This is a genomic window from Thalassococcus profundi (genome assembly GCF_003344785.1).
Lineage (GTDB): Bacteria > Pseudomonadota > Alphaproteobacteria > Rhodobacterales > Rhodobacteraceae > Puniceibacterium > Puniceibacterium profundi.
Genome location: NZ_QPMK01000012.1, coordinates 17,663 through 40,471 on the forward strand (window position 1 = coordinate 17,663; position 22,809 = coordinate 40,471).

The 22,809-nt window shown below is 64.3% G+C and carries 28 protein-coding genes; 14 read left to right on the forward strand and 14 right to left on the reverse strand.

Going from position 1 to position 22,809, the window contains the following annotated elements:
• Positions 1-57: 57 nt before the first annotated feature.
• The gene (locus tag DU478_RS14620; protein WP_233501305.1) at positions 58-759 is read right to left on the reverse strand and encodes an RraA family protein; all 702 of its coding nucleotides are present in this window, start codon (positions 757-759) and stop codon (positions 58-60) included.
• 86 nt (positions 760-845) lie between these two features.
• Between DU478_RS14620 and DU478_RS14625 the strand changes: the two genes are divergently transcribed.
• On the forward strand, positions 846-1,733 hold the full coding sequence (locus tag DU478_RS14625; protein WP_114511713.1) for a LysR family transcriptional regulator: 888 nt from the start codon (positions 846-848) through the stop codon (positions 1,731-1,733).
• Positions 1,734-2,139: 406 nt separating this feature from the next.
• Here the strand turns inward: DU478_RS14625 and fliI are convergent, their stop codons facing one another.
• On the reverse strand, positions 2,140-3,483 hold the full coding sequence (fliI, locus tag DU478_RS14630; RefSeq protein ID WP_114511714.1) for a flagellar protein export ATPase FliI: 1,344 nt from the start codon (positions 3,481-3,483) through the stop codon (positions 2,140-2,142).
• A 68-nt stretch (positions 3,484-3,551) separates the two neighbouring features.
• Here fliI and flgB point away from each other — a divergent pair, with 68 nt between their 5' ends.
• From flgB to flhB, 8 genes are read left to right on the forward strand one after another with little or no spacing between them, the layout of a single operon-like run.
• Positions 3,552-3,953, forward strand: a complete 402-nt coding sequence (gene flgB / locus DU478_RS14635; RefSeq protein WP_114511715.1) for a flagellar basal body rod protein FlgB — start codon at positions 3,552-3,554, stop codon at positions 3,951-3,953.
• Positions 3,954-3,962: 9 nt separating this feature from the next.
• A complete protein-coding gene (flgC, locus tag DU478_RS14640) occupies positions 3,963-4,373 on the forward strand; it encodes a flagellar basal body rod protein FlgC (RefSeq protein ID WP_114511716.1) in 411 nt (136 codons plus the stop codon).
• A gap of 7 nt (positions 4,374-4,380) precedes the next feature.
• Positions 4,381-4,707: a flagellar hook-basal body complex protein FliE gene (locus DU478_RS14645; protein WP_114511717.1), complete on the forward strand. Its 327-nt coding sequence runs from the start codon at positions 4,381-4,383 to the stop codon at positions 4,705-4,707.
• Between the two features lie 3 nt (positions 4,708-4,710).
• Complete coding sequence (gene fliQ, locus DU478_RS14650) at positions 4,711-4,980, forward strand: flagellar biosynthesis protein FliQ (RefSeq protein WP_114511718.1); 270 nt, start codon at positions 4,711-4,713, stop codon at positions 4,978-4,980.
• Entirely contained in the window at positions 4,980-5,819 is an 840-nt protein-coding gene (locus tag DU478_RS14655; RefSeq protein WP_114511719.1) for a lytic transglycosylase domain-containing protein, read from the forward strand. Before fliQ ends, DU478_RS14655 begins: the two co-directional genes overlap by 1 nt.
• Positions 5,816-7,900, forward strand: coding sequence for a flagellar biosynthesis protein FlhA (flhA, locus tag DU478_RS14660; protein ID WP_114511720.1), 2,085 nt, complete (start codon positions 5,816-5,818; stop codon positions 7,898-7,900). Before DU478_RS14655 ends, flhA begins: the two co-directional genes overlap by 4 nt.
• A 2-nt stretch (positions 7,901-7,902) precedes the next feature.
• Positions 7,903-8,658, forward strand: a complete 756-nt coding sequence (locus DU478_RS14665) for a flagellar biosynthetic protein FliR (protein WP_199488352.1) — start codon at positions 7,903-7,905, stop codon at positions 8,656-8,658.
• A gap of 4 nt (positions 8,659-8,662) precedes the next feature.
• Entirely contained in the window at positions 8,663-9,781 is a 1,119-nt protein-coding gene (gene flhB / locus DU478_RS14670) for a flagellar biosynthesis protein FlhB (RefSeq protein WP_114511721.1), read from the forward strand.
• Positions 9,782-9,784: 3 nt separating this feature from the next.
• On the opposite strand, the gene DU478_RS14675 is transcribed toward flhB, so the two are convergent.
• Genes DU478_RS14675 through DU478_RS14690 form a run of 4 tightly spaced genes read right to left on the reverse strand, consistent with a single transcriptional unit; the run spans position 9,785 to position 12,261 of the window.
• Positions 9,785-10,408: a MotE family protein gene (locus tag DU478_RS14675; protein ID WP_114511722.1), complete on the reverse strand. Its 624-nt coding sequence runs from the start codon at positions 10,406-10,408 to the stop codon at positions 9,785-9,787.
• Complete coding sequence (locus tag DU478_RS14680) at positions 10,405-10,788, reverse strand: flagellar motor switch protein (protein ID WP_114511723.1); 384 nt, start codon at positions 10,786-10,788, stop codon at positions 10,405-10,407. Before DU478_RS14680 ends, DU478_RS14675 begins: the two co-directional genes overlap by 4 nt.
• Positions 10,769-11,716 (reverse strand): flagellar motor switch protein FliM, encoded by a 948-nt coding sequence (locus DU478_RS14685; RefSeq protein ID WP_114511724.1) that lies wholly within the window; start codon positions 11,714-11,716, stop codon positions 10,769-10,771. The genes DU478_RS14680 and DU478_RS14685 overlap by 20 nt, the downstream gene beginning before the upstream one ends.
• Positions 11,713-12,261, reverse strand: a complete 549-nt coding sequence (locus tag DU478_RS14690; RefSeq protein WP_114511725.1) for a flagellar basal body-associated FliL family protein — start codon at positions 12,259-12,261, stop codon at positions 11,713-11,715. The genes DU478_RS14685 and DU478_RS14690 overlap by 4 nt, the downstream gene beginning before the upstream one ends.
• A gap of 180 nt (positions 12,262-12,441) precedes the next feature.
• Here DU478_RS14690 and fliF point away from each other — a divergent pair, with 180 nt between their 5' ends.
• Genes fliF through DU478_RS14715 form a run of 5 tightly spaced genes read left to right on the forward strand, consistent with a single transcriptional unit; the run spans position 12,442 to position 17,127 of the window.
• Positions 12,442-14,112, forward strand: a complete 1,671-nt coding sequence (gene fliF, locus DU478_RS14695) for a flagellar basal-body MS-ring/collar protein FliF (RefSeq protein ID WP_114511726.1) — start codon at positions 12,442-12,444, stop codon at positions 14,110-14,112.
• A 2-nt stretch (positions 14,113-14,114) separates the two neighbouring features.
• Complete coding sequence (locus DU478_RS14700; RefSeq protein WP_114511727.1) at positions 14,115-14,762, forward strand: FliH/SctL family protein; 648 nt, start codon at positions 14,115-14,117, stop codon at positions 14,760-14,762.
• Between the two features lies 1 nt (position 14,763).
• The gene (locus DU478_RS14705; protein ID WP_114511728.1) at positions 14,764-15,228 is read left to right on the forward strand and encodes a FliM/FliN family flagellar motor switch protein; all 465 of its coding nucleotides are present in this window, start codon (positions 14,764-14,766) and stop codon (positions 15,226-15,228) included.
• Positions 15,215-16,054, forward strand: coding sequence for a flagellar type III secretion system pore protein FliP (gene fliP, locus DU478_RS14710; protein WP_114511729.1), 840 nt, complete (start codon positions 15,215-15,217; stop codon positions 16,052-16,054). The genes DU478_RS14705 and fliP overlap by 14 nt, the downstream gene beginning before the upstream one ends.
• A 26-nt stretch (positions 16,055-16,080) precedes the next feature.
• Positions 16,081-17,127, forward strand: coding sequence for a flagellar motor switch protein FliG (locus DU478_RS14715; RefSeq protein WP_407703169.1), 1,047 nt, complete (start codon positions 16,081-16,083; stop codon positions 17,125-17,127).
• Here the strand turns inward: DU478_RS14715 and DU478_RS14720 are convergent.
• The 8 genes from DU478_RS14720 to DU478_RS14755 form a co-directional block, all read right to left on the reverse strand.
• Positions 17,124-17,948 (reverse strand): DUF1217 domain-containing protein, encoded by an 825-nt coding sequence (locus DU478_RS14720; RefSeq protein ID WP_114511731.1) that lies wholly within the window; start codon positions 17,946-17,948, stop codon positions 17,124-17,126. The genes DU478_RS14715 and DU478_RS14720 overlap by 4 nt on opposite strands.
• Positions 17,945-18,370 carry a flagellar biosynthesis repressor FlbT gene (locus tag DU478_RS14725; protein WP_114511732.1) on the reverse strand — a complete coding sequence of 142 codons (426 nt, stop codon included), beginning with the start codon at positions 18,368-18,370 and terminating at the stop codon, positions 17,945-17,947. The genes DU478_RS14720 and DU478_RS14725 overlap by 4 nt, the downstream gene beginning before the upstream one ends.
• Position 18,371: 1 nt before the next feature.
• On the reverse strand, positions 18,372-18,776 hold the full coding sequence (flaF, locus tag DU478_RS14730; RefSeq protein ID WP_114511733.1) for a flagellar biosynthesis regulator FlaF: 405 nt from the start codon (positions 18,774-18,776) through the stop codon (positions 18,372-18,374).
• Positions 18,777-18,878: 102 nt separating this feature from the next.
• A complete protein-coding gene (locus DU478_RS14735; protein WP_114511734.1) occupies positions 18,879-19,820 on the reverse strand; it encodes a flagellin N-terminal helical domain-containing protein in 942 nt (313 codons plus the stop codon).
• 107 nt (positions 19,821-19,927) lie between these two features.
• A complete protein-coding gene (locus DU478_RS14740) occupies positions 19,928-20,278 on the reverse strand; it encodes a flagellar protein FliT (RefSeq protein ID WP_147276356.1) in 351 nt (116 codons plus the stop codon).
• Between the two features lie 23 nt (positions 20,279-20,301).
• On the reverse strand, positions 20,302-20,595 hold the full coding sequence (locus tag DU478_RS14745; RefSeq protein WP_114511736.1) for a rod-binding protein: 294 nt from the start codon (positions 20,593-20,595) through the stop codon (positions 20,302-20,304).
• Positions 20,596-20,607: 12 nt separating this feature from the next.
• On the reverse strand, positions 20,608-21,711 hold the full coding sequence (locus tag DU478_RS14750) for a flagellar basal body P-ring protein FlgI (RefSeq protein ID WP_114511737.1): 1,104 nt from the start codon (positions 21,709-21,711) through the stop codon (positions 20,608-20,610).
• A 15-nt stretch (positions 21,712-21,726) separates the two neighbouring features.
• Positions 21,727-22,806 (reverse strand): flagellin, encoded by a 1,080-nt coding sequence (locus DU478_RS14755; RefSeq protein WP_114511738.1) that lies wholly within the window; start codon positions 22,804-22,806, stop codon positions 21,727-21,729.
• Positions 22,807-22,809 lie beyond the last annotated feature (3 nt).

Genomic DNA, 22,809 nt, shown 5'->3' on the forward strand with positions numbered 1-22,809 from the left:
CTGGCGACACGGCGTCGAGGCCCGGAGATGTCCGGAACCCCTAAGTCTTGGCGTCAGTCAGATGCCGTCGCAACCACGGTCTCGCAGGATCTTGTCGACCCAGGAGCGATCCCAGCCGTCGCCCTTGATCGCCGCCAGTGTCTTGGCTTCGGCCTCGATCTGTTTTCGCGCGGCGGCAAGGACCGTTTCCGCATCGGTCTGCGGGATCGATACGACGCCGTCCTGATCGCCGACGATGATGTCGCCGGGTTCGATGACCATGCCGTCCAGCGATATCCGCACGCCGATTTCGCCTGGTCCGTCCTTGTAAGGTCCGCGATGGGTCGCCCCGGCACCGAACACTGGAAAGGTGTCGGCACTCAGCACATCAAGATCGCGAACCGCGCCATCTATGACGAAGCCCACGACCCCGCGGCTCCGGGCATGGCTGATGATCAATTCGCCGATCAACGCGTTGGTCAGATCGCCTCCGGCCTCCACGACAATGACATCACCGGGCTGAGCCACGTCGGCCGCCTTGTGGATCATCAGGTTGTCGCCGGGGCGCGTCTTGACTGTAAGCGCGGTCCCGACAAGACGCCCTTCGCCGCCCTCGAAACGATGAAAGGGACGAACCCCGGGCCCGGCACCGACCATACGGCCCATGTTGTCGCTGATGATGCTGGTCGGAATGTCCGCAAAGGCGCGGACAGTGGAAGCGTCGGCTTTCGTATGATCGCGGTTAACGCGGAATCCCAATGACACGTCAAACTCCTCCAAAATGTCGCTTTTTTGAAACTATTTGACGCAACCTATGCGGTCAAATATCTGTTTAGCACCGTATCAATGCCGAAAAGGCATCAGTCATGATCGAAATCCGGCACCTTCGCGCCTTCACCGTCATTGCCAACGAACTGCATTTCGGGCGGGCAGCTCAGCGGATGAACATCGCTCAGCCGGCGCTAAGCCGCCAGATCCAGAATCTCGAGGCAGGGCTGGGCGTGCAGCTCTTTTCACGCGCCAAACGGCAGATTGCCCTGACAGCCGCCGGGCGCGTCTTTCTCACCCGGGCGCGCCGCATTCTTCAGGAAATCGAAGATGCCGAAGCCGAGGTGCGTCGTGTGGGTTCAGGACAGGAAGGCTATGTGCGCGTGGGCTTCATCCATTCTTCGAGTTATGGAATTACCCCCGGTATCGTCCGGCGGTTCCGCGACCGCTATCCGTCGGTCAAGCTGGACCTGCATGAGATGCCAATCGATGCGCAGATCGAGGCTTTGCTGGATGGGACGATCGATGTCGGCGTTCTGCGCCCTCCTCTGGCCGATCCGCGACTGTCCAGCCATGTTCTCAAGAGCGAACACTTCGTCATAGCGATGTCCGATGCGCATCCTCTTGCGCAACGCAAGTCGGTTTCCCTGAGCCTGGTGGCCGACGAACCGTTCATCTTTTTCACCCGCGATCGCAGTCCGCTGTTTTACGAGACCATCGGCGCGATGTGCCTGGATGCCGGTTTCACGCCGCGCGTCGATCAATACGCCACGCAGATCCATACCATGATGGGCCTCGTCGCTGCCGGTCTGGGTATGGCAATCGTCCCTGAGGTCGCCCGCAACCTGAAGTTTCCCGGACTATCGGTCTGCGACATCGAAGGAGACAAACGCACCGTGGACGTCGCGCTTGGCTGGCGAACCCGCGACGACAATCCTGCTCTCGCGGCCTTCCTATCGCTTACGATGAGCGGATCGATTGACTAGTTTGTGTTGACAAAAGACGTAACCAGAAGCGGATGGACGTGATGTCAATGAAGCTGAGGAAGCTCTCCGCAGTCTTGTCGTAGCAGGTTGAGAAAGTCGTTGCGGCGATTTTCCACTTCGGTCTTGCGCAATTGCTTAAGGACAACAGACCACGAGGAATCGGACTATCGGGTTCGCAGCGATCACGTTAGGTTACAATGCACCGCCCGTAACAACATTACAAAACCCACCCTAACACATTGATTTATATAAACACACCTAGAATTCAATCCTCTCTCACAGCACCATTTTCCGACCAGATGTCCGCATTGACCGGAGAAAGGCCGCCAAGGCACGTTTTTTCGCGCCTCTGCGCCCGCAGAGTCGCAAGTGCCGATGTCCTTCGCGGTCCCGAGGGCGGTCCGGTCTAAGCCTGCACGGAAATATCCGCGTTCGACAGCAGTCTGGCGATTTCGGTGAAGGCGGCGTCGGGCGCGGTCTGCTCGGTCTTGCGCTGGGTCAGGAAGGTCTCGCAGGGGCCGGCGAAGGCGATGGCCCGATCCAGGCCGGGATTGCTGCCGCTGCGATAGGCGCCGATGCGGATCAGTTCTTCCATGTCGGCATGTTCGGCGAGGGCGCGGTGCGCCGCGGAGAGGATGGCGTACTCGGTGTCGCCGTGACAGTCCGGCAGGGTCCGGGACACGCTGGCCAGCAGGTCTATGGCCGGATAACGTCCCTTTTCGGCGATGCGCCTGTCCAGCACGATATGTCCGTCCGTGATGCCGCGCACGGCATCCGCGATGGGATCGTTCATGTCGTCGCCGTCCACCAGGACCGTGAAGATGGCGGTGATGTCGCCCTTGCCCTCGGGCCCCGGCCCCGCGCGTTCCAGCATCTGCGGCAATTCCGAAAACACCGTCGGTGGATAGCCCTTGGCGGTCGGCGGTTCGCGCGAGGCGAGGCCGATTTCCCGCTGCGCCATGGCGAACCGGGTGACGCTGTCCATCAGCAGCAGCACATGCTGGCCCTGGTCCCGGAAATGTTCTGCCACCGCCATCGCCGTCCAGGCGGCCTGCCGGCGCGTCAGCGGAGACTCGTCCCCTGTCGCCACGACGAGCACCGATTTCCGCAAGCCCTCCTCGCCGAGGTCGGTGGAGATGAAGTCCTGCACCTCCCTGCCCCGTTCGCCGACCAGCGCCATGACCACGACGTCGCATTCGGTGTGCCGGGCGAGCATCGCCATCAAGGTGGACTTGCCGACGCCGGAGCCTGCGAAGATCCCCAGCCGCTGACCGCGGCACAACGGTGTGAAGATGTCCATGGCACGCACCCGGGTCGCAAGCTTCGGCCCGATCCGCTTGCGCGTGAAGGCGCCGGGGGGCGACGCCCGCAACGGGCGCGCGACGGTCCCTTCGGGCAGGTGGCCCCGGTCGTCCAGCGGCTTGGCCGATGCGTTGATGACGCGGCCTTTCCAGCTGTCGTCCGGTCGGATGACATCGCCGCCGGCATGCACTTCGACCCGGTCGCCTGCGGCGACGCCGCGCCAGGACCCGAAGGGCAGAAGCTGCGTGCCTTGGGTGTTCAGTCCGACGACCTCGGCATGCACCGGTCCGGCAGACCCATGGACGATGCAGCGCTGCCCGATCCCCAGGACCCGTTCGAGGCCGATGGCGGTCAGGGTGATTCCGGTGATGGCCTGGACCTCCCCAAAGATCTCGGCCGCCCCGGCCTCCCTGGCAAAGCTCGACAACTCCGAAAAGATGGTTTGCATGTATAGTTTCCTCTATGAGAAAAGGACATAATTGATTATACAAGGATTGAATAGGCGGAAATGTACAAATGAGCTTATCTAATCTTTCTATCTTTGGACTCGCTTCCGATCGCATGTCATGGCTGTCGGCGCGCCAGAAGGTGACCTCGGAAAACGTCGCGAACGCGTCGACGCCCAATTATCGGTCCAAGGACATCACCGACTTCGCCACCCTGCTCGACGCCCAATCGGCGCCGGCCACGGGGCTGGCGGCGACGCATCCCAAGCACATCACCGGCACCACAGGTCCGGCGCCGGGCATCCGCGAGGTGCCGGACCCCGCGGTGCATTCGACGCGGCTGGACGGGAATACGGTCAACCTCGAGGACCAGGCGATCCGCTCCGCCGAAATCAGCGACCAGTACCGTCTGGCGGCCCAGCTCTACCGCAAGGGCTACGAGCTGCTGACGCTGTCGGTCACGGGGAGGTAAGGAAAACAAATGGATTCACTCTCGTCCATCGCCAAGATCGCCGCCAGCGGCATGACCGCCCAGACGGCACGCCTGCGGGTCATTTCCGAGAACATCGCGAACGCGGATTCCACCGGCACGACGCCCGGCGCCGATGCCTTCCGCCGCAAGACCATCAGCTTTTCCGAACTGGTCGACCGCGAGAACGGCGCGTCGCTGGTCGAGGTGGACAGGATCGGACGGGACCAGAGCCCCTTCCGCCTGGAGTTCAACCCGTCGCACCCCGCCGCCGACGAAACCGGCTACGTCAAAAGCCCCAACATCGACCCGATCATCGAGATGACGAACATGCGCGAGGCCTCGCGCAATTACGAAGCCAACATGAACATGTTCGAAGCCGGCCGCCGGATGCGCGGCCAGATGCTCGACCTGCTGAAGTGACGCCGCCATGAGCGACCCCGCCTCCCTCGTGTCAAACGCCGCAGTACGCGGGGCCTACCGCACGTCGCAATCCCTGACCGGCCAGAAGGCGCAGGGCGTCGAGGCAGAGGTCAGCGCCGAGGACTTCACCGCGATGGTGCGCAATGCCACACAGGCATCTCTCGAGACCGTCCGTTCCGGCGAAGCGACGGCCGAAGCCGCGCTGCGCGGCGAAGCCGACACGCAACAGGTGGTGGAAGCGATGCTGGCGATGGAATCCACCGTCAAGGTCGCGGTTTCGGTGCGCGATCGCTTTGTCGAAGCCTACCAGGAAATCCTGAGGATGCCGATCTAGGCCATGACGGAAACGCAAGCCTATGACGTGATCTCCGACACCGTCCTGGCGGTCCTGCTGGCCTCCGGTCCGGTGTTGCTGGTGGCGCTCGTCGTGGGGCTGGTGATCGCGTTTTTCCAGGCGTTGACGCAGATCCAGGAAATGACGCTGACCTTCGTGCCGAAGATCGCGATGATCTTCGTGACGCTGCTGGTCGCGACGCCGTTCATGTACGCCACGCTCAAGAAACTGTCGGACGCGGTCTTTGACATGATCCTGAGCGGGGGGCTCTGATGGGCGCGTGGCGCAGGATCCGGGCGGCGGCGCTGGGGCTGCTGGTCTGCGCCACGACCGCGCAGGCCGAGGGCTGGGCACAGTTCTACGTTCCGTCGCAACGGCCTGCTGCCGCGCCCGCGACGCAGGGGCGCGTGCCGGCGGGCGACATGGGCATCTGCATCCGCGAAATCCTTGCTGCCCAGGTCCGCCATGGCATTCCCGATAACCTGCTGCTCGCCATCGGCCTGCAAGAGGCGGGCACCCGCCGGAACGGAAAGTTCACCGTCTGGCCCTACGCCGTGAACGCGGCGGGCACCGGACGCCTCTTCGACAGCCGCCAAGCGGCGCTGAACTGGGTGGTCGAACGGCAGGCTGCCGGGGTCCGCTCCATCGACGTGGGCTGCATGCAGATCAACCTGCGCTGGCATCCCGATGCCTTCACCAGCCCCGCGCAAGGCTTCGACCCGCGGGTCAACGTGGAGTATGCGGCGCGTTTCCTCTCGCGGCTCTACCGCCGTACCGGTGACTGGGTGACGGCGGCGGGGTCCTATCATTCGTTCGAACCCGAATACCGCGACATCTACCTCGCCCGCCTGCAAAAGAACATCTCCGCGGCCAATGCCCGGCTGCCGGAGTTCGTGGCGCTGGCCGGAGCGTCGGGCAACTACACCCTGCCCGCCCCGCAGCCCCTTGCCCCCGGTCCGGGCCCGACCGATCCGGGCGTGACCGTCGCCCGCGCCACCTGGGGTGCGCGGCTGGGCGGCAACGCGAATGCGCGCATGACGCTCTATTCGGCGCAGGAAATCCAGCCTGTGCTGCCCGATTTCAAGACCGTCCGCTCGGAGACCGCCGGATGAGCGCCAAGTCCACCGCCACCCTGCCGCGCCTGAGCATGTTCGGCGCCAACAAGGATATCAGCTTTGCCGTCGGCATGGCGCTTGTCCTGGCCGTGCTGTTCCTGCCGCTGCCGCCGATCCTTCTCGATCTCGGGCTGGCGCTGTCGCTGTCGCTCAGCGTGCTGATCTTCATGGTCGCCCTGTGGATCCCGTCGCCGCTGCAGTTCAACTCCTTCCCGACCTTGCTGCTGGTCACCACGATGCTGCGCCTGTCGCTGAACGTGGCCTCCACCCGCCTGATCCTGAGCGAGGGCCACGCGGGGATGCATGCGGCGGGGGACGTGATCCAGGGCTTTTCCCAGTTCATCGTCGCGGGCAATTTCGTCATCGGCGTGGTGATCTTCGCGATCCTCGTCATCATCAACTTCATTGTCATCACAAAGGGCTCGACCCGGATCGCGGAAGTCGCGGCGCGGTTTTCGCTGGATGCCATGCCGGGCAAGCAGATGGCCATCGACGCCGACATGGGCGCCGGCCTGATCGACGAGGACGAGGCCCGCCGCCGCCGCAAGGAGCTCGAGGACGAAAGCGCCTTTTTCGGCGCGATGGACGGTGCGTCGAAGTTTGTGCGCGGCGATGCCATCGCCGGCCTCATCATCACACTGGTCAACGTCGTGGGCGGCATCCTCATCGGCGTGGTGCAGCGCGGGATGAACGTGGGCGACGCGGCGAACGTCTTCACCTCGCTGACCATCGGCGACGGGCTGGTCAGCCAGATCCCGGCGCTGGTGGTGTCTCTGGCGGCGGGCCTCATCGTGTCCAAGGGGGGCACACGGGGCGCTGCGAACGAGGCGGTTCTCGATCAGCTTTCGAACTTCCCAAAGGCGCTCTACATGGCCGCCTTGCTGCTCTTCGGCATCGGGCTGCTGCCGGGCTTCCCTCTGGCGGTCTTCGCCCTGCTTGCGGCGGCGATGGGCGGGCTGGGCTACGTCATCCAGAAACGCGCGGCCGAGGCCGCGGCGGACAAGGCCCGCGCCGACGCGCTGGAAGAACAAAAGACTGCCGCACCCGAGGCCGACACGAACCCGATGCGGCTGGACGACCTGCGCCTGGTGCTTGGCGAAGGGTTGGTGAGCCTCGCCAATCGGCCCGACGCGGTTCTGCCCAGCAAGATCAAGTCGCTGCGCAAGCATTTCGCCGAACAGTACGGCTTTCCCATGCCGTCGGTGCGGATCAAGGACGATGCCGGCCTGCCGATCAACAGCTACGTCTTCCAGGTCCACGGCGTCGACGTGGCGCGCGGCGACATCCGCGCCAACCAGATGATGGTGATCAACCCCGAGGGCACGCCGCTGCTGCTGGCCGGAGAAAAGACGCGGGAGCCGACCTTTGGGCTGGATGCGCTCTGGGTGGACCAGAAGGTGGCCAGCCAGGCAGAGGCCAGCGGCTATACCGTCGTCGATCCCGAAAGCGTCATCACCACGCATCTGACAGAGGTGGTAAAGGAGAACATGGCTGAACTGCTGACCTACGGCAGCGCCAAGGAGGCGATCGACGGGCTGGACCGCAACTACCAGAAACTGGTGAGCGATCTGCCCTTCCCCTCTCCGGCGATCATGCTGCAGCAGGTCCTGCAGGAACTGCTGCTGGAGCGCGTGTCGATCCGCAACCTGCCGCTGATCGTCGAGGCCATGGCCGAGGCCTCGCGCCAGACGAGCAAGCCCGCGCTCATCCTCGAGAACGTGCGCCGCCGCCTGTCCAGCCAGATCTGCCAGGCGCTGGCCGACGACCAGGGCTTCGTGCCGGTCATCACCCTGTCCCCCGCGTGGGAGGTCGAATTCATCGAAGCGGTCAAGATCGTGGGCGAGGACCGCTCCTTCGTGATGTCGCCCAAACGGGTGCAGGAATTCGTCCTGCAGGCGCGCCAGCAGATCCAGCGCTTCGCCAGCGACGACACCTGGCCCGCGCTGATGGTCAATCCCGAGGCGCGGTCCTACATCCGGTCCATGCTGGAGCGGGTCAGCCCCATGACACCGGTCATCTCCAACGCGGAAATCCACCGGAAGGTGTCGCTGCGGACGGTCGCCACCATCGGGAACTAGCCGTGGACCTGTCGGCTTTCCTGACCGAGGCGCTGATGGGCTACTTCGTGATCTTCGCCCGGCTGGGGTCGGCATTGATGTTCATGCCCGGCTTCGGCGAAACCTCGGTGCCCGTCCGCCATCGCCTGTTCTTCGGCCTGATCCTGAGCGCCGCCCTCTATCCCGCGACCGGGCTCGGGCCGGTGGCCGAAGACCGACCCGCCGCGCTGCTGATGATCTTCGGCGCGGAGATCACCATCGGCCTGTGGATCGGGCTCGTGGCCCGCACCCTGCTCTCCGCGCTGCAATTCGCGGGCTACCAGATCGCGATGATGGCCGGGCTTGCCAACGCGCTGGCGCCGAACATGGGCGCTTTCGAAGGGGCCACCAGCATGGCCTCGATGCTGCTGGCCGGCGCCACGGCGCTGATCTTCATCACCGATCTGCACCACCTGATCCTGCAATCCCTGCTGATGTCCTACCAGCTCTTCGTCCCGGGCACCTTCATGCTGGCCGACCTGACCGATCAATTCGCCCGTGCCGTGCAGGTGAGCCTTTACCTTGGCATGTCCATCGCCGCCCCGTTCTACGTGACGGGGCTCGTGCTCAATGTCGGCATGGGGCTGGCGAACCGCATGATGGCGAGCCTGCAGGTGTTCTTCATCGCGCAGCCGCTGCTGATCGGGCTGGGGCTCGGCTTGATGGTACTGGCGATCCCCACCATGATGCGCGGGTTCCTCGAACCCTTCGCGGACTGGCTCTCCACCTACAGGTTCTGATCGCATGTCCGAAGAAGACAAGAGCTCCAAGACAGAAGAGCCGACAGAGAAGAAACTGCGCGACGCGCGCAAGAAAGGCGACGTTCCACAATCGCGAGAGACCGGCACCGCGATGGTGGTGTTCGCGTTGCTGATGATTTTCGTCTTCGTCCTGCCGTCGGTGTCGGGGCCCATCATCTCGGCTTTGCAGAACCCGTTGCTGAACGCCGCTGACACGCGCATCGGAACCGATAGCGCGGGCCTTGCAGACGCGGGCGGGGTCCTGCAGGGGCTGGCGTCCACGCTGGGACTGTCGCTTGCGCCGATTGCGGCCATCATGGTTCTGGCGGCACTGTTCGGCGTCATGGTGCAGGGCCACACGGTCGTCGCGGCCGAGCGGATCAAGCCGAAGCTGTCCAAGATCAGCCCGCTTGCGGGCTTCAAGCGCCTGTTCTCCGCCGACGCCTTCGTGGAGTTTCTCAAGAACACCGCAAAGGTGCTGGTGATCGGCGCCATCACCGTCTGGGCGGTGCGCGACATTGCCCAGTCGCTTGGACAGACCCAGAGTTTCGTGCCCGAAACGCTGGCCGATGTCAGCCTTGCCAAGGTCAGCTGGATTTTCCTGGCCACCACCGTCTTCCTCGTGCCGGTGGCGCTGGCCGACATCATCTGGAAGCGGTTCGAGTGGCGCAAAAAGCAGATGATGAGCCTCAAGGAGGTGCGCGACGAACACAAGGACAGCGAAGGCGACCCCGTCATCCGCTCCCGTCGTGCCGAATTGCGCATGGCGCGGGCGCGTCAACGCATGGCGCAGGCCATCCCGACCGCCAGCGTCGTCCTCACGAACCCGACCCATTATGCCGTGGCGCTGAGATACGAACAGGGGACGGACGACGTTCCGGTCTGCGTCGCCAAGGGCGCGGATGTCATGGCGCAGCGGATCCGCGAACTGGCACGCGAACACGACATTCCGATGATCGAGAACCGACCGCTCGCCCGAGCTTTGCACGGGTCCGTCGAAGTCGACCAGCGCATTCCCGTGGAACACTGGCAGGCCGTGGCGGAAATCATCGGGTTCGTGATGGACATGCGCCGCAACATCCGGCGCAAGCCGCCCGAAGGCTCGACCGTTCGGGAAGACTGACGCTCAGCGCAGCTTCAACCCGGCGAGGTTGCGGTCGGCGGGCAGTTTCGAGCGTTCCATGATGATCTTGGTGATCGCCCGAGCCCGCACGAGGCTCAGGCTTGCCATGATCTGCGCGGCGTCGCGTTCCTGCATGGCGCCGATCATCTGCACCGCCGTTTCGATATCCATCTCGTCCATGATCTCGGCCGCGACCTGCGGCTTCATGTTGCGGTAGAGCTCGACCAGCTTGGTCATGTCCTGCCCGTTCGCCTTCTGGATCACGTCCAGCTGGGTTTCGATCTCGTCACGCACCTCGGACAGGCGGGCCTGCTCTGCCTTGAGGCTCTGTTCGGCCAGCGCCAGCCGGGCCTCGCTGTCGGCCAGCTTTTCACGCTGGCTTTCCAGCAAGGCGCGTTCCTCGGCGATGGCCTCTGCGATCAGGTGGCTGGGTTCGCACATGCCGGCCGCATCGGGCGCGGTGGCGGCAAAAGACGGCGGCGGCGCGGCGGTCGCGATATCGGACTGCGCGGCGCCGGCCTCGGTTTCCGCGATGGCGGACATCGGCAGAACGACCGTCGCCAGTTTGATCGCGGCCACGGTCCCGAGCCCGAGGATCACGACCTTGCGAAAGGACAGCAGTTTCATTTCTGGCGTTCCTTCGTGATGTCAAAGAAGGTGCGGACAAGGTCGGACTTTCCGGGCACCGAGGTCTGGCCGCGCACCGGACCTTTCGGGTCAGGCGATGCAGCCGTCGTCTTCTGCGTCGGTCGCGGTTCGTCGGCAGGTGCGGCGCCGCGCCGTCTTTGCAAAGGCGGCTCGGCCCGGCGGGGCGTGACGCTCAGTTCGCGCAAATCCTCGATCGAGCGGGCCGACTGGTCCACCGCGCTGGAGAAGGCGCCGACCATCGGCTCCATCTCCCGCAGGGCGAGCATCAGGGTGCGGACGCGCCGGTCCAGAAGGTAGGCATAGACCAGGGTGCCGATCAGCAGCACCACGATGATGAAGTCAATCAGTGTCGGAAGCATCTTTGCCCTCCTCTGTCCGGGTCTCCGGCAGCAGCGATCGAATGACCCGCAGCGCCAGCGCCCCGTTGCTCCTTTGTCCGAAGGACGCCTGGAAAATCGGTTGCGCGTTCACCTTCCCGATCACCGGCGTGTCGATCGTCATGCCGAGGTCGATCACCTCGCCCGGCGTCCAGTTCAGCACCTTGCGCAGCGGAATGGACATTTCCTGCAAGACACCGGTCACGGTCACGGTCGTCCCCGAAATTTGCGTGTTCATCTCGGTCCGGGCCGAGCTGTCGCCGCTCAACCGTGCATCGAGGAAAGGCTGGGACCACTTGGCGCTCACGTCGTCCAGGTCGCCATACGGCAGGATCAGGGTGATATGGCCGACGCGGTCTTCGAAACTCAGGCTCAGGCGGACCCGCAGGGTGGCGGTCCGAGGCGGCGCCAGCATCAGCGACTTGGGGTTGGATTCCAGCGCATGGGTCGTGAACGTGACCGGGCTGATATCGGCAAAGCAGAGGCTGAGCGCCTCGAGACAGAGTTCGGCCAGCCGCAACCCGAGCTTCTGCTCGATGGCCGTCAGGTTGCGCGGCTGCCAGTGATCGCGCGAGGCCCGGCGGCCGCCCAGCATGATCTCCAGCACCGAGAACAGCAGGTCCGGTTCGATCACACAAGCGACCTGGCTGTCCCAGGGGTCGGCGGATGACAAGGCGATCAGGGACGGGGAATTGACCGTCTCCATCGCGTATTCGTAGGGCATGTAGTCCAGCGACACGAGGTCGATCTCCGGCGCGACCGTGCAGTAGGATTTCATCTTCGGCACCACGGCCAGCAGCAGCCGGTCGATGATGATCTCGAGGGTCGGCAGGCGCTGGAAGTTCTCCCGCGCCTGGCGGATCATCGTCTCTTCGAGTTCCTCGGGCGCGCGCAGGGACGAATGGCTCATTGGATCACCATGTCCGCGATGAGGATCTCGACGGGCGCATCGGTGTGGCCCACGGCGCGCGCGCGCCGCAGCAGTTCCGTCTTCAGCATCACCAGCCCGTGGCTACCCCTCAGGTCGCTGACGTGAAGCTGCCGCAGGAAGTCCTGAAACGAGTCGCGCAGGTAGATCTCGCGCGCCACGAGGCGGTCGGCACCGTCCTGGGTGTCGTCGAAGACCAGCAGCATGTTGAGCTTCAGGAAGCGGCTGGATTGCCGCCCTTCCAGGCTGGTGTCGGTCACGTTCACGATGATCTCGGGGAAGGGCATGACCGGCATCTTGCCCGCCTTGTCGTCGCCCGCCGCCGGTGCGCCCGCCGCGTGATCCTCGTCGGTTTCGGCCGGGTCCTGCGCGTCGCCCTGCCCGTCCTCCGCGGCGTGTTCCGCCGGCGCGCCCTTGATCCCGAGAAGCGCCAGCGCCGCATCGCTGCCGATCGCGAGGGCGACCCCACCGAAGACCGCGAAGACGCACAGCACGAAGACCGCAAGGATAGAAAGCAATTTTTTCATGGCTTCATCTTAATTCGCGATTGTACAGGACGCCATTCACAAGGTTAAATAGAGGTCCAAACGGTCAATTTTGCAACAGTAATCTAACGATTTACATGAGTAGCAAGGATAAATTAATGTATGCTTGCATCAAGGCGGTGGACCGGGGACCTTGGGCGTCAGTCAACTTAGCGAGGCCACGTGCGTCAGATTGTCGATAACCTCAGGGATCTGGGCCCGAAGCGGCTCGCACTGCTGGGCGGTGTCGGGGTCGCCGTCCTCGCGGTCGTCCTGATCGGGGCGCGTACGATCTTCGCGCCTACCTATGTGCCGGTCTACAGCCAGCTCAGCCCCGGGACGGCGTCGCAGATGATGCAGACGCTCGAACAGGCGGGGCTGTCGGTCGACCTGTCGCGCAACGGCGACACCATCTCGGTCGCCGAGAACGACATCGCGCGCGCGCGCATGGCGCTGGCCGACGCGGGCCTGCCCGGCGAGGGCGTGCCGGGCTGGGAGCTGTTCGACGACATGTCCGGCATGGGCATGAATTCCTTCATGCAGAACGTGAATCGTCTGCGCGCCCTCGAAGGCGAACTGGCCCGGTCGATCCAGACGATCAACGGGATCAAGGCGGCCCGGGTACACCTGGTCCTGCCCGAGCGGGCGGCCTTTTCCCGGGTGCCCGCCGAAGCCAGCGCCTCCGTGGTGGTCCGGGCGGCCCCCAACACCAGCATGTCGCGCAACCAGGCCCAGTCGATCCAGGCGCTGGTCGCATCGGCGGTCGCCGACCTCGACCCCCAGAACGTCACCATCGTGTCGTCCACGGGCGAAACGATCCTGGCCAAGGAAGACGTGGTCGGCGCGGATTTCTCGCTTCAGGGGCGGCGCAGCCTCATCGAGGAGCAGCTGGCGCAGAAGGTCGAATCCATCCTCAACGCCCGCGTCGGGCCGGGCAATTCGCGCGTCCGGGTCAGCGTCGACCTGACCACCGAGCGCGAGGTGCGGGTGTCGCGCAGCTTCGATCCCAACCAGCAGGTCGCGCGCTCCGTCGAAACCCGCATCCGCAATTCGAACGAGACGGACCCGGCCGCGGGTACCGTTGACGTGGCCAACAACATTCCCGACGAACTACGCGACGACAACGCCGGGAGCGGCGCGCAATCCGAGCGCAGCGAGAATGACGAGATCATCAACTACGAGATCGGATCGGTGCAGAGCGAACTGGTACGCGAGCCCGGCGACATCGAACGCGTCTCGGTCGCGGTGCTGGTCAACGGCAGCTACGGCACCCTGCCCGACGGCAGCGAGGGCTACATCGAACGCAGCGCCGAAGAGATGGAGCGCCTGACGCAGCTTGTCAGCACCGCCATTGGTTTCGACGCGGAGCGCGGCGACCAGGTGCAGGTCGACAACCTCCAGTTCCTCGATTTCGATTCCGAGTTCAACAACCCGGCGGGCCGCGGCCTGGGCGCCGTGCTGGCCGACAATGCCATGTCGATCCTGCGCGGGCTCTTCGGCCTGGCGCTGGTGGCCATCATCATGGTGCTCGGTGCCAAGCCACTGCGCCTGATCCTGGACCAGTCGACCTCCGCCCTGGCCGGAGCCGGTGCGGATGCGGCGTTGCTCGACGACCCGGACGACGCGCCGCGCGCCCTCACCGCTCAGAAACCCCAGGCACAGCTCCCGGCATCCACCGAAGGCTATGCCGGGGCGCTGGCCCCGTACACCGAACCGTCCCGCGAGATGGTCCACCTGGCCTCGGTCGACGGCGCGGTGCGTCACAACCAGATAAAGGCCGCGACCGAACTGGCACAGGCGAACGCGGACGATGCCCTGCGGGTGCTCGGTGACTGGCTGGCAGAGAAGGAGTGACGATGAACGCGCCCCTGAAGCTACGCAACTTCGACGAGGACGGCAGCGCGCCGTCCCACGACCCCGATCTGCCGTCACGCGAAGAGATCGACGCGCAGATCGCCAAGGCGTTCAAGCAGGGCAGCGTCGAAGGATATCTGGCCGGCGCCGATGCGGGCCGGGCGGAGATGCGCAAGACGATGGAAGCCGCCCAGGCCGAGATGGTCGACGGGCTGACCCGCGAACTGGCGAACCTGGCGGCGTCGATGCAGGCGCAGAACGACGCCCTTACGGCGCAGGTCGTGGGGTTCACCTTGCAGACCTGCGAGATCCTGTTCCCCGAACTGGTCGAACGCCTGTCGACCGAACGGGTCCGGAAAATGGCGACCCAATCGCTGAAGATGGCCATCGGGTCGACCCGGATCGACCTGCGCCTCTCCCCGGCGACGCTCGACCAGATCGGCCCCGAACTGCAGAGGCGCGCGGCCTATTACAAATGCGACCACGCGCTCCGGCTGACGGCGGACCCTGCATTGCGGGCCGGGGATGCCCGGATGGCCTGGGACCACGGCAAACTCGACTACGGCTTCAACAAGATTTGCGACCGTCTGCTTGGCGAACTGCGTGACACGCACGCCCGCGCGCTTGCTGCTCAGAAGGAGAAGGACTGACATGGACAAGCCCGACACCCCGAAGACCGACGCCGACAGGACACCTGACGCCAAGGCCGAGACCGGCACGGCAAACGATGCAAAGGCCGAGGCGCCGCAGCCCGCACCCGAGGCAATTCCGGACGCCGCGCCCGACGGCAAAAGCGCCGTCTTCCCGCAACTCGACACCGAAGAGACGCTGAATGCCCTGACCGCCTTGCAGCCCGAAGGCGCCGGCACGGGCATCAACGCGATGCTGAACGTGGGCCTCGACGTGCAGATCGTGCTGGGTCAGGCGCGCATGCCGATCTCGCGCCTGCTGGAGCTCACGCGGGGGTCCATCGTCGAACTCAACCGCAAGATCGGCGCGCCTGTCGACCTGATGGTCAGCGACCGCCTGATCGCGCGCGGCGACCTGGTCAAGGTCGGCGAGGATCGGCTGGGCGTCTCCCTGACACAGATCGTCAAGGACTATGTCGCTGACTGAGACCCCTGCCCTCCGGCGCGGATTTGCGCGACCGGCCGTCCTGGCCGGAACGCTGCTGCTGCTTTCGGCGGCGGCGGCCAGCGCGCAGGACGGCGGCGGCTTTCTCGGCACGCTTTCGGACCTCGTCGGCGACGCCGCCCCGGGCACCGACGAAAACGCGAGCCTGTCCGGTCGGATCGTCCAGTTCATCGCCCTGGTGACGGTGCTCAGCATCGCACCGGGTCTGCTGGTGGTGATGACCAGCTTTACCCGTTTTGTCATCGTGCTTTCGATGCTGCGCTCGGCCCTGGGCCTGAACCAGACCCCGCCCAACATCGTGCTGACCTCGCTGGCGCTGTTCATGACCTTCTTCGTGATGCAGCCCGTGTTCGAGGACGCCTACGAAGGCGGGGTGGTCCCCCTGCTCGAAAACACCCTGTCCGAAGAACAGGCGATCCAGCGGATCGCGGACCCTTTCCGGGCCTTCATGTTCGTCAACACCCGCCCCGAGGACTATGCCCTGTTCCTCGACCTGTCCCGGACCGACGCCGCGGCCGAGGAAACGCCCCTGCCCGAAGACGCGTCAGAGGCGTCGTTCCGGCATCTCGTCCCGGCCTTCATGATCTCCGAACTGCGCCGTGCCTTCACCATCGGTTTCCTGATCTACCTGCCCTTCGTGGCGATCGACCTTATCGTCGCCTCGGTCCTGATGAGCGCCGGCATGATGATGCTGCCGCCGGTGATGATCTCGCTGCCGTTCAAGGTGATCTTTTTCGTCCTGATCGACGGCTGGTACATGCTCGCCGGCTCCCTGATCGAAAGCTACGCGCCGCTGGCCGGCGGATAGACTGATTTTGCGAAGGACTCCCGATGTTGACCGATACGCTAAACGAACCCCGGAAAAGTTCGGCGGCCGCCAGGAAACTGAGCGGTCCTGCAAAGGCCGCGATCACCTTCCTCTGCCTCGGTGAAAAGGTGGGCTCCGAGCTGATGCAGCGGCTCGGCCGGACCGAGATCGAGCGGATCACCGCCGCGATGAGCGCCCTCGGACCGATCCCGGCCCGGGTGGTCGAGGACGTGCTGCGGGAATTCACCCAAAACATGGTCAGCGGGTCGGGCTCGGTGAACGGCTCGCTTACCTCGGCGGAAACCATGCTGCGCAAGTTCCTCCCCGACGACCAGGTTGCCAACATTCTTGAAAACGTCCGGACCAACCGCCGCGAGGAAGCCCTGTGGCGCGGGTTCGGCGCGTTGAACGAAATGGTGATCGCCAACTACCTCAAGGGCGAGCACAACCAGACCGCGGCCGCGATCCTCAACAACGTCGACCCGTCGGTCGCCGCGAAGGTTCTGCCGCTTCTGGGGGCGGAGCGGATGCAGAACGTCGCGGAGCGCATGATCGCCATGGAGGCCGTGCCGATCCACATGATGCAGCAGATCGAGGAGACGCTGAAGCAGGACATCATGTCCGACGCCGTCCATACGAGCGCGGCCGAAAATCATCAGCGCATGGCCGACCTGTTCAACAGGCTCGACGTGCAGGCCTTCGAACAGCTGTCCGAGGCGCTGGACGCGCGCATCCCCGAAGCTTTCGAGGCCATCAAGAAACGCATGTTCGTCTTTGACGACCTCATCAGGCTCAGCGCACAGGACCTGGCCCAGGTCATGCGGGGGCTGGACGGCAACACGCTGCCGCTGGCCATGCGCGGGGCGCAGAAGCCGCTGCGCGATCACCTGTTGGAATGCCTGCCTCAGCGGTCGCGCCAGATGCTCATGGATGAAATGGAAGCGACCGGACCGGTCAAGGGCCGCGATGTCCGCGCGGCGCAGGCGGCGATGGTGGACTACGCCAAGGAGCTGGCCGACAGCGGCGTCATCGAATTGCCCTCGGCCAACGACGAGGACGACGAGCTGCTTTAGCGATAGGCGCCGTAGCCGCGTACGATCGACGGAATGTCGAGCGTGATGGGCGTGAAGTTCCTGCCCTGCCCGATCGACACCGCGCCCTGCATCAGCGACACCGCCACGTTGGACTGCGTCGCAATCCCCTCGACCGCGTCGTAGACAGCCGAGAACCGTTGCACCAATTTTTCGATCTCGGCCGGATCCTTGAGCTTTTCAATGTCGAACTTCTGCTCGAAAAGTTTGGCCTGCCGGTCGATATCCATCTGGACGATCTCGTCGGGCACCCCGAGCGCGCGGCGCATGAACCGGCCCAGGTCCTTGTCCTTCAACACGTCGAACCAGGTCTCCACCTGCGGCGCCTTGGCCCGGAATTCCAGCGCCAGCCCGGCCCCGGTGTTGCCCTCTGCCGCCGTGTTGAGGACCAGGCGTTCCTTGAAGCGCCTGATCATGTCGGCCTGCCATTCGGCATCGGCGAAATTCGCGCTGGCGCCGCCGCCGGGCGCAAAGCCCAGTTCCTTGTACATGCTGCGGATATTGGGATCGGTCAGGCGGTTCACCAGCGCGCTGCGATCGCTGACATCGCTCTCGAGCGTTTTCCGGATCAATGCCTTGCCGAAGATCTGGTCCTCCAGATCGAAGGCGCGCATGACGAAGGTGTAGACCTCGGTATCGGCGATCAGCTCTTTCGGAGAGCGGATCGTGGCGATCCTGTCGCTGAAGGCTTCGATCTGGCGGGCATTCAGGCGGTCGCGCGCGACCAGGTCCAGTTGCTTGTCCCTGGTCGCGTCGAACAGGTTGAGCGCAAGTCGCGTGCCCATCCCGGAGAGAGAGATCATGCGCGGGCCATTTCCTGCGGTTCCACGCGGACAGCCGGCCGCAACTGCAGCAACTCGGCCTCGTATTTGAGCACCGCCCGCAACTCGCTCATGGCCTTGTAGTAATCGCCCATGCTGACGTAGTTCGCGGTGATCATGATGCGGTCCTGGGTCTCCTGACCGAAGCAGCAGACCAGGTCGGCCAGTTCCCTCTGGATGATCGGCACGATGACATCGCGCTTGTCGGCCTGTAGCAGCGCGGTCTGCACGAGGAAATAGACCTTCGACACCGGTGTGGCCTGGGCGTCCGCCTTCAACAGGTCGGATTCGCGCACGATATCGGCGCGGTTCTCGACTGTCAGGGATTGCCGGCGGTCGCCATTGCGGATGACACATCCGTTGACCACGACCCGTTCGCGCGGTCTCAGCGTCAGTTTCAGCATCTCAGACCCCCCGAAGCGGCGAGGCGGCCTGACCGGCGAGGCCCGCAGCGATGTTGCCGTTGATTTCGACCAGCCCGGCAAGACGCCCTTCGCCGGCCATGACCGCGGCGGTCTGGCGGTCGACCCAGAGCGCGATGGAAATCAGCGACGCCTTGAGTGCGTCGGGCATCGCGTTGCCCGGTTCGGCCAGATCAAAGCGCAGAGCCGCCCAGAAGCGCTGATTTTCGCTCAGGGCGTCCCGCAGGCCCCCGGCGAGGATCGAAAGGCGTTGTGTCTTGTCATCCGTTGCATCGAACCCCTGCCCTGTTTCGGTCAGGTCGTGCGTGACGCGCGAGAGAATGCGGCGCTCGATCTGCCGCGGAGTTTCGCTTTCGCGAATTGTTCGTTTGTAAGCTGCCAGCCCCATAGGAATTCTTCCTTAATTTTTTTGCCATATTCGAACCCAGATTCTGCTGTGTCCGAATTGGGGACGGGACCTTCCTGGGCCCCGCCCCCGTTCTGGAAGGTCTTAGCGGAACAAGCTCAGGATGTTCTGCGGTGCCTGATTGGCAATCGAAAGCGACTGCGAGGCCAGCTGCTGCTGCACCTGAAGGGCCTGCAGGCGTGCGGCTTCCTCTTCCATGTTGGCATCGACCATCGCGCCGACGCCGCTGTCGAGGTTGTCCGTCAGCTTGGTCAGGAACTCCTGCTGGTTCTCGACGGATTTCATTCCGACGCCCAGTGTGGTCGAAGAAGAGATCGCCTCGTCGAGCAGGCCTTCCACCGCTGTCAGGGTGTTGGCGAGGTAGGTCTGACCGGCTGCTTCGCTGGTCCCCGCCGCGGTGTCGAAACCGGTCTTGAAGGCCGTCGCGATGGCCGCGAAGTCCGTGTAGGTCCGGGTCAGATCAACACCGTCGACGGTCATTGTCGTTGCGGCAATGCCGGTCGCGCTTCGGGTCAGACCCGTCACGACGGACATGGACCGCGAGCTTTCGGTGGTGGTTGCGGCGGTGCCGATGGTGCCGTCTGCCGCAACGACCGTTGCCGTGGCGACGGTGTTGCCGGACCCGATCAGGTCGTCGCCGTTGAAGGTCGCCTGCTTGATCGACGCGTTCATCTGCTTGACGATCTCGTCAAGCTCGTCCTTGACGTCGTCAATGCTGCCATCACCACCCTGGGCGAAGGCGACACGCTCGGAAAACTGGCGCGCGAGGTCCTTGAAGGATTCGGCACCCACATGGGCCGTGGCCAGCGAGTTCTTGGTCAGGGTCAGGCTTTCGTTGATCGCCTTTGTCATGCCGCTGTCGCCCTTCATCGTTTCGGAGATGGCGAAATAGGCGGCGTTGTCCTTGGCGGAATTGACCTTCATACCGGTCGAGATCCGGTTTTGGGTTTCGCCGAGGTTGTTATTGACGCTCCGCAGTGTCTGCAGTGCGTTCATTGCGGAGTTGTTGGTGAGGATGGAAGACATCGTATTTCCAGACTATTCTTAGTATGTTTTTGCCGTCCTTCTGACGACTGCGAGAATTTCCCGCTTGTTTCGAGTTTTATTCGAAAAGTTGTCAACAATGAGGCAATTCAGACTGTTTTGTCGACGGCCCCACCGTTTGTTGCATGTATGTCACGTCTCGCGCCGGTGGTCCCGTAAAGTCCCGCGACACTGTGACGTTCGCGCAGGGTCCTGATCTCCCGGATCATGTCGGCGGTTGCGGTCTGCGCAAGCTCCAGGTTCCTTTTATCTCGCAGGATCAAGTCCTTAAGCTCGGCCAGACGCGGCTTGCTCACCGCTGCCGGATCGTCCTGCAGGTATTTCTCGAGGGCCGAGGTCAGCCGCGCCTTTTCACCGGCGAAGGCCACAAGCGCCTCGAATTGCCCGCTTTCGACCGCGGAGATCTCCTTGCGCAGCACGGCGGCCAAGGCGTCGACCACGGCAAGGGCTCTGCGTTGATCGCTCATAGATCCTGGCCCGTCTGATAATTCCGGATCGCCGCTTCAATTCCCTTGGCAATTCCCGTCGAATTCTGCTCGGCAATACTCCGCCCGATGGCGTCCGAAAGAAAACTGCGCCAGGTCTCTTCGGCATGGCCGCCGCCGAAGTTTCCGATATTCACGGTCGATAACATCTCATCGACCATCTGGCCCAGGAACATGGCTTCGAATTCCTTTGCCGACTCGGCGGCGGATTGCCCGGCCGGGGAATTGGACGAAACTGCGACGGGCGTCGTTTGAACGGGAGGGATCTGCATGCCGGTTGCGCCCTATATGATTTCAAGATCGGCGTGCAACGCGCCGGCGGCCTTGATGGCCTGCAGGATCGAAATGGTTTCCGTCGCGCCGACGCCGATCGCGTTCAGACCGTCGACCAGCCGTTGCAGGCTGACCGATCCGTCGATGACGGCGAACTTGGCGTCACGCTTGGTGACCTCGATGGAGCTTTCAGGCACCACGACCGTGGTGCCGCCAATCGACAGCGATTCCGGCTGGCTGACGTTGAAATCGTCGCGGACGGACACCGTCAGCCCGCCCTGGCTCACCGCGACCCGGTCGATCCGCACGTTCGCCCCGATGACAATGGTTCCGGAGCGGGCATCAATGACCACCTTCGCCACCTGGTCCGGCTCCACCACCAGCGTTTCGATATCGGCGATCATGTCGAGGATGGATGTCTTGCCACTCTCTTCGATGGCGATGGTGCGCGGGTCCAGCGCCGTGGCGACCCGCATGCCGAAGGCGTTGTTGATGGCTTCTTCGACGCGGCGCGCCGTCACGAAATCCGGATTCCGCAGGGCCAGGAGAATGCGGTTCAGTTCCCTGAAGTCGAATTCGACCTCGCGTTCGACGATGGCGCCGTTCTCGATCCGCGCCCCGGTGGGCACGCCTTCGACGATGGAGGCGTTCAGCCCCTGCGCGGCGTATCCGGCGACGGCGATCGGCCCTTGCGCCACGGCGTAGATTTCCCCGTCAGCGGCGGACAGAGAGGTCACGATCAGCGTTCCGCCCCGCAGGGACGAGGCATCGCCGAGCGAGGAGACGACGACGTCGATAGTGCTGCCGGCGCGGGCGAACGGCGGCAGCGATGCCGTGACCATCACCGCGGCGGTGTTGGCGGTCCGCATCTGGTCCTCGGTAAGGTTGCCAATGCCGAGCCGTTCCAGCATGCCTTCGATGGCGCGTTGCGTGAAGGGCGCGTTGCGCAGCGAATCCCCGGTGCCGTTCAGCCCCACCACGAGGCCATAGCCGACAAGCTGGTTGGACCGGACCCCTTCGACCGTGACGATATCCTTGATCCGCACCTGCGCCTCCGCCGGCAGCGCAAGCCCGAGCAAGAAGCCGATCAGCATGAATTTCAGAGTCGTGATCATGGTCCGCTGCCCCGCCTATAGAAAATTCAGGAACGACATGCGCGAAAGCCGCGCGGTCACCGCGTAGCTCGATTCAAGCTGCGTCTGCAGCTGTGTCAGGCGCGTGGCGGCGTCGTATCGGTCCGTCCCTTCCAGCGCCAGCCGCTCCCCGTCCAGGAAACCCGCCCGGCTTTGTTGCGCCGCAAGGGTGTCCTCCAGACGGCTGCGGCGCAGACCCGTCGTCGTCTCGAGCTCGATCAGGCCGCTCACCCCGTCAGAGATCGCGCTGCGCGCCTCGTTCACCCAAGTCGAACGGGCCGACTCGTCGCCGATCGCATCGACATCGACCGACGCGAGCATGGCCAGTCCGCGCATGAGATCGCGTATCGCCTCCGAATTCGCCTGCGCCGGTTGCGTCAGGGTTTCGGTTTCGGAAATGCGCGCGGTCAGCGGCGAATTCGGCTGGCCGTCCGGCCCCAGCGCCCGCGTGCCATTATAGAAGCTCGCCTCGAAATTGCGTGCGGGGTTCGCGGCATCCGTGTCGGAGAAGACCGCCTTCAGCGCGTCGATGCCGGCATCGACCTCGGCCAGGGTCGTCATACCGCCCGCGACATCCCTGACGATACCAGACGGCGACAGTCCGGTGTCGGGGTGAACCGTGTCCCAGCCCTGCAGCGGTTGCGCATCGAGCCGCGTTCCGGACATGAGGAACCCGGACCCGTCGCTCACCGCGGCCCGTTCGATGATGGTATCCAGCGCCGACCTGGCCTCGGCGGCAAGATTGCCGGGCGATTTGCCAGCGCCGGACAGCGCCAGAAAGGACTTTTCGAGGATGTCCTGCCCGACCGTGCGCATGGCACCAAGGGATGTTTCGACCGCCAGGAAACGCCGGTCCAAAAGCGCGTTGGAGGCCAGGAACCCGTCGTTCCGCGTGATCTGCATGCGGACCGCGATGGCATCGGAGGACCGCTGCCCAAGCGCATCGTACGGGTTGGCCTTCAGCCCCGTCGTCATCTCCTGCGAGGCATCGGAAATCTGGCCGGTCAGCCGACTGGTGTACTCGCGCTGGCGCAAGCTTTGCAGGCCCGAGGATATGGTACGGGATATTTCACTCATGAC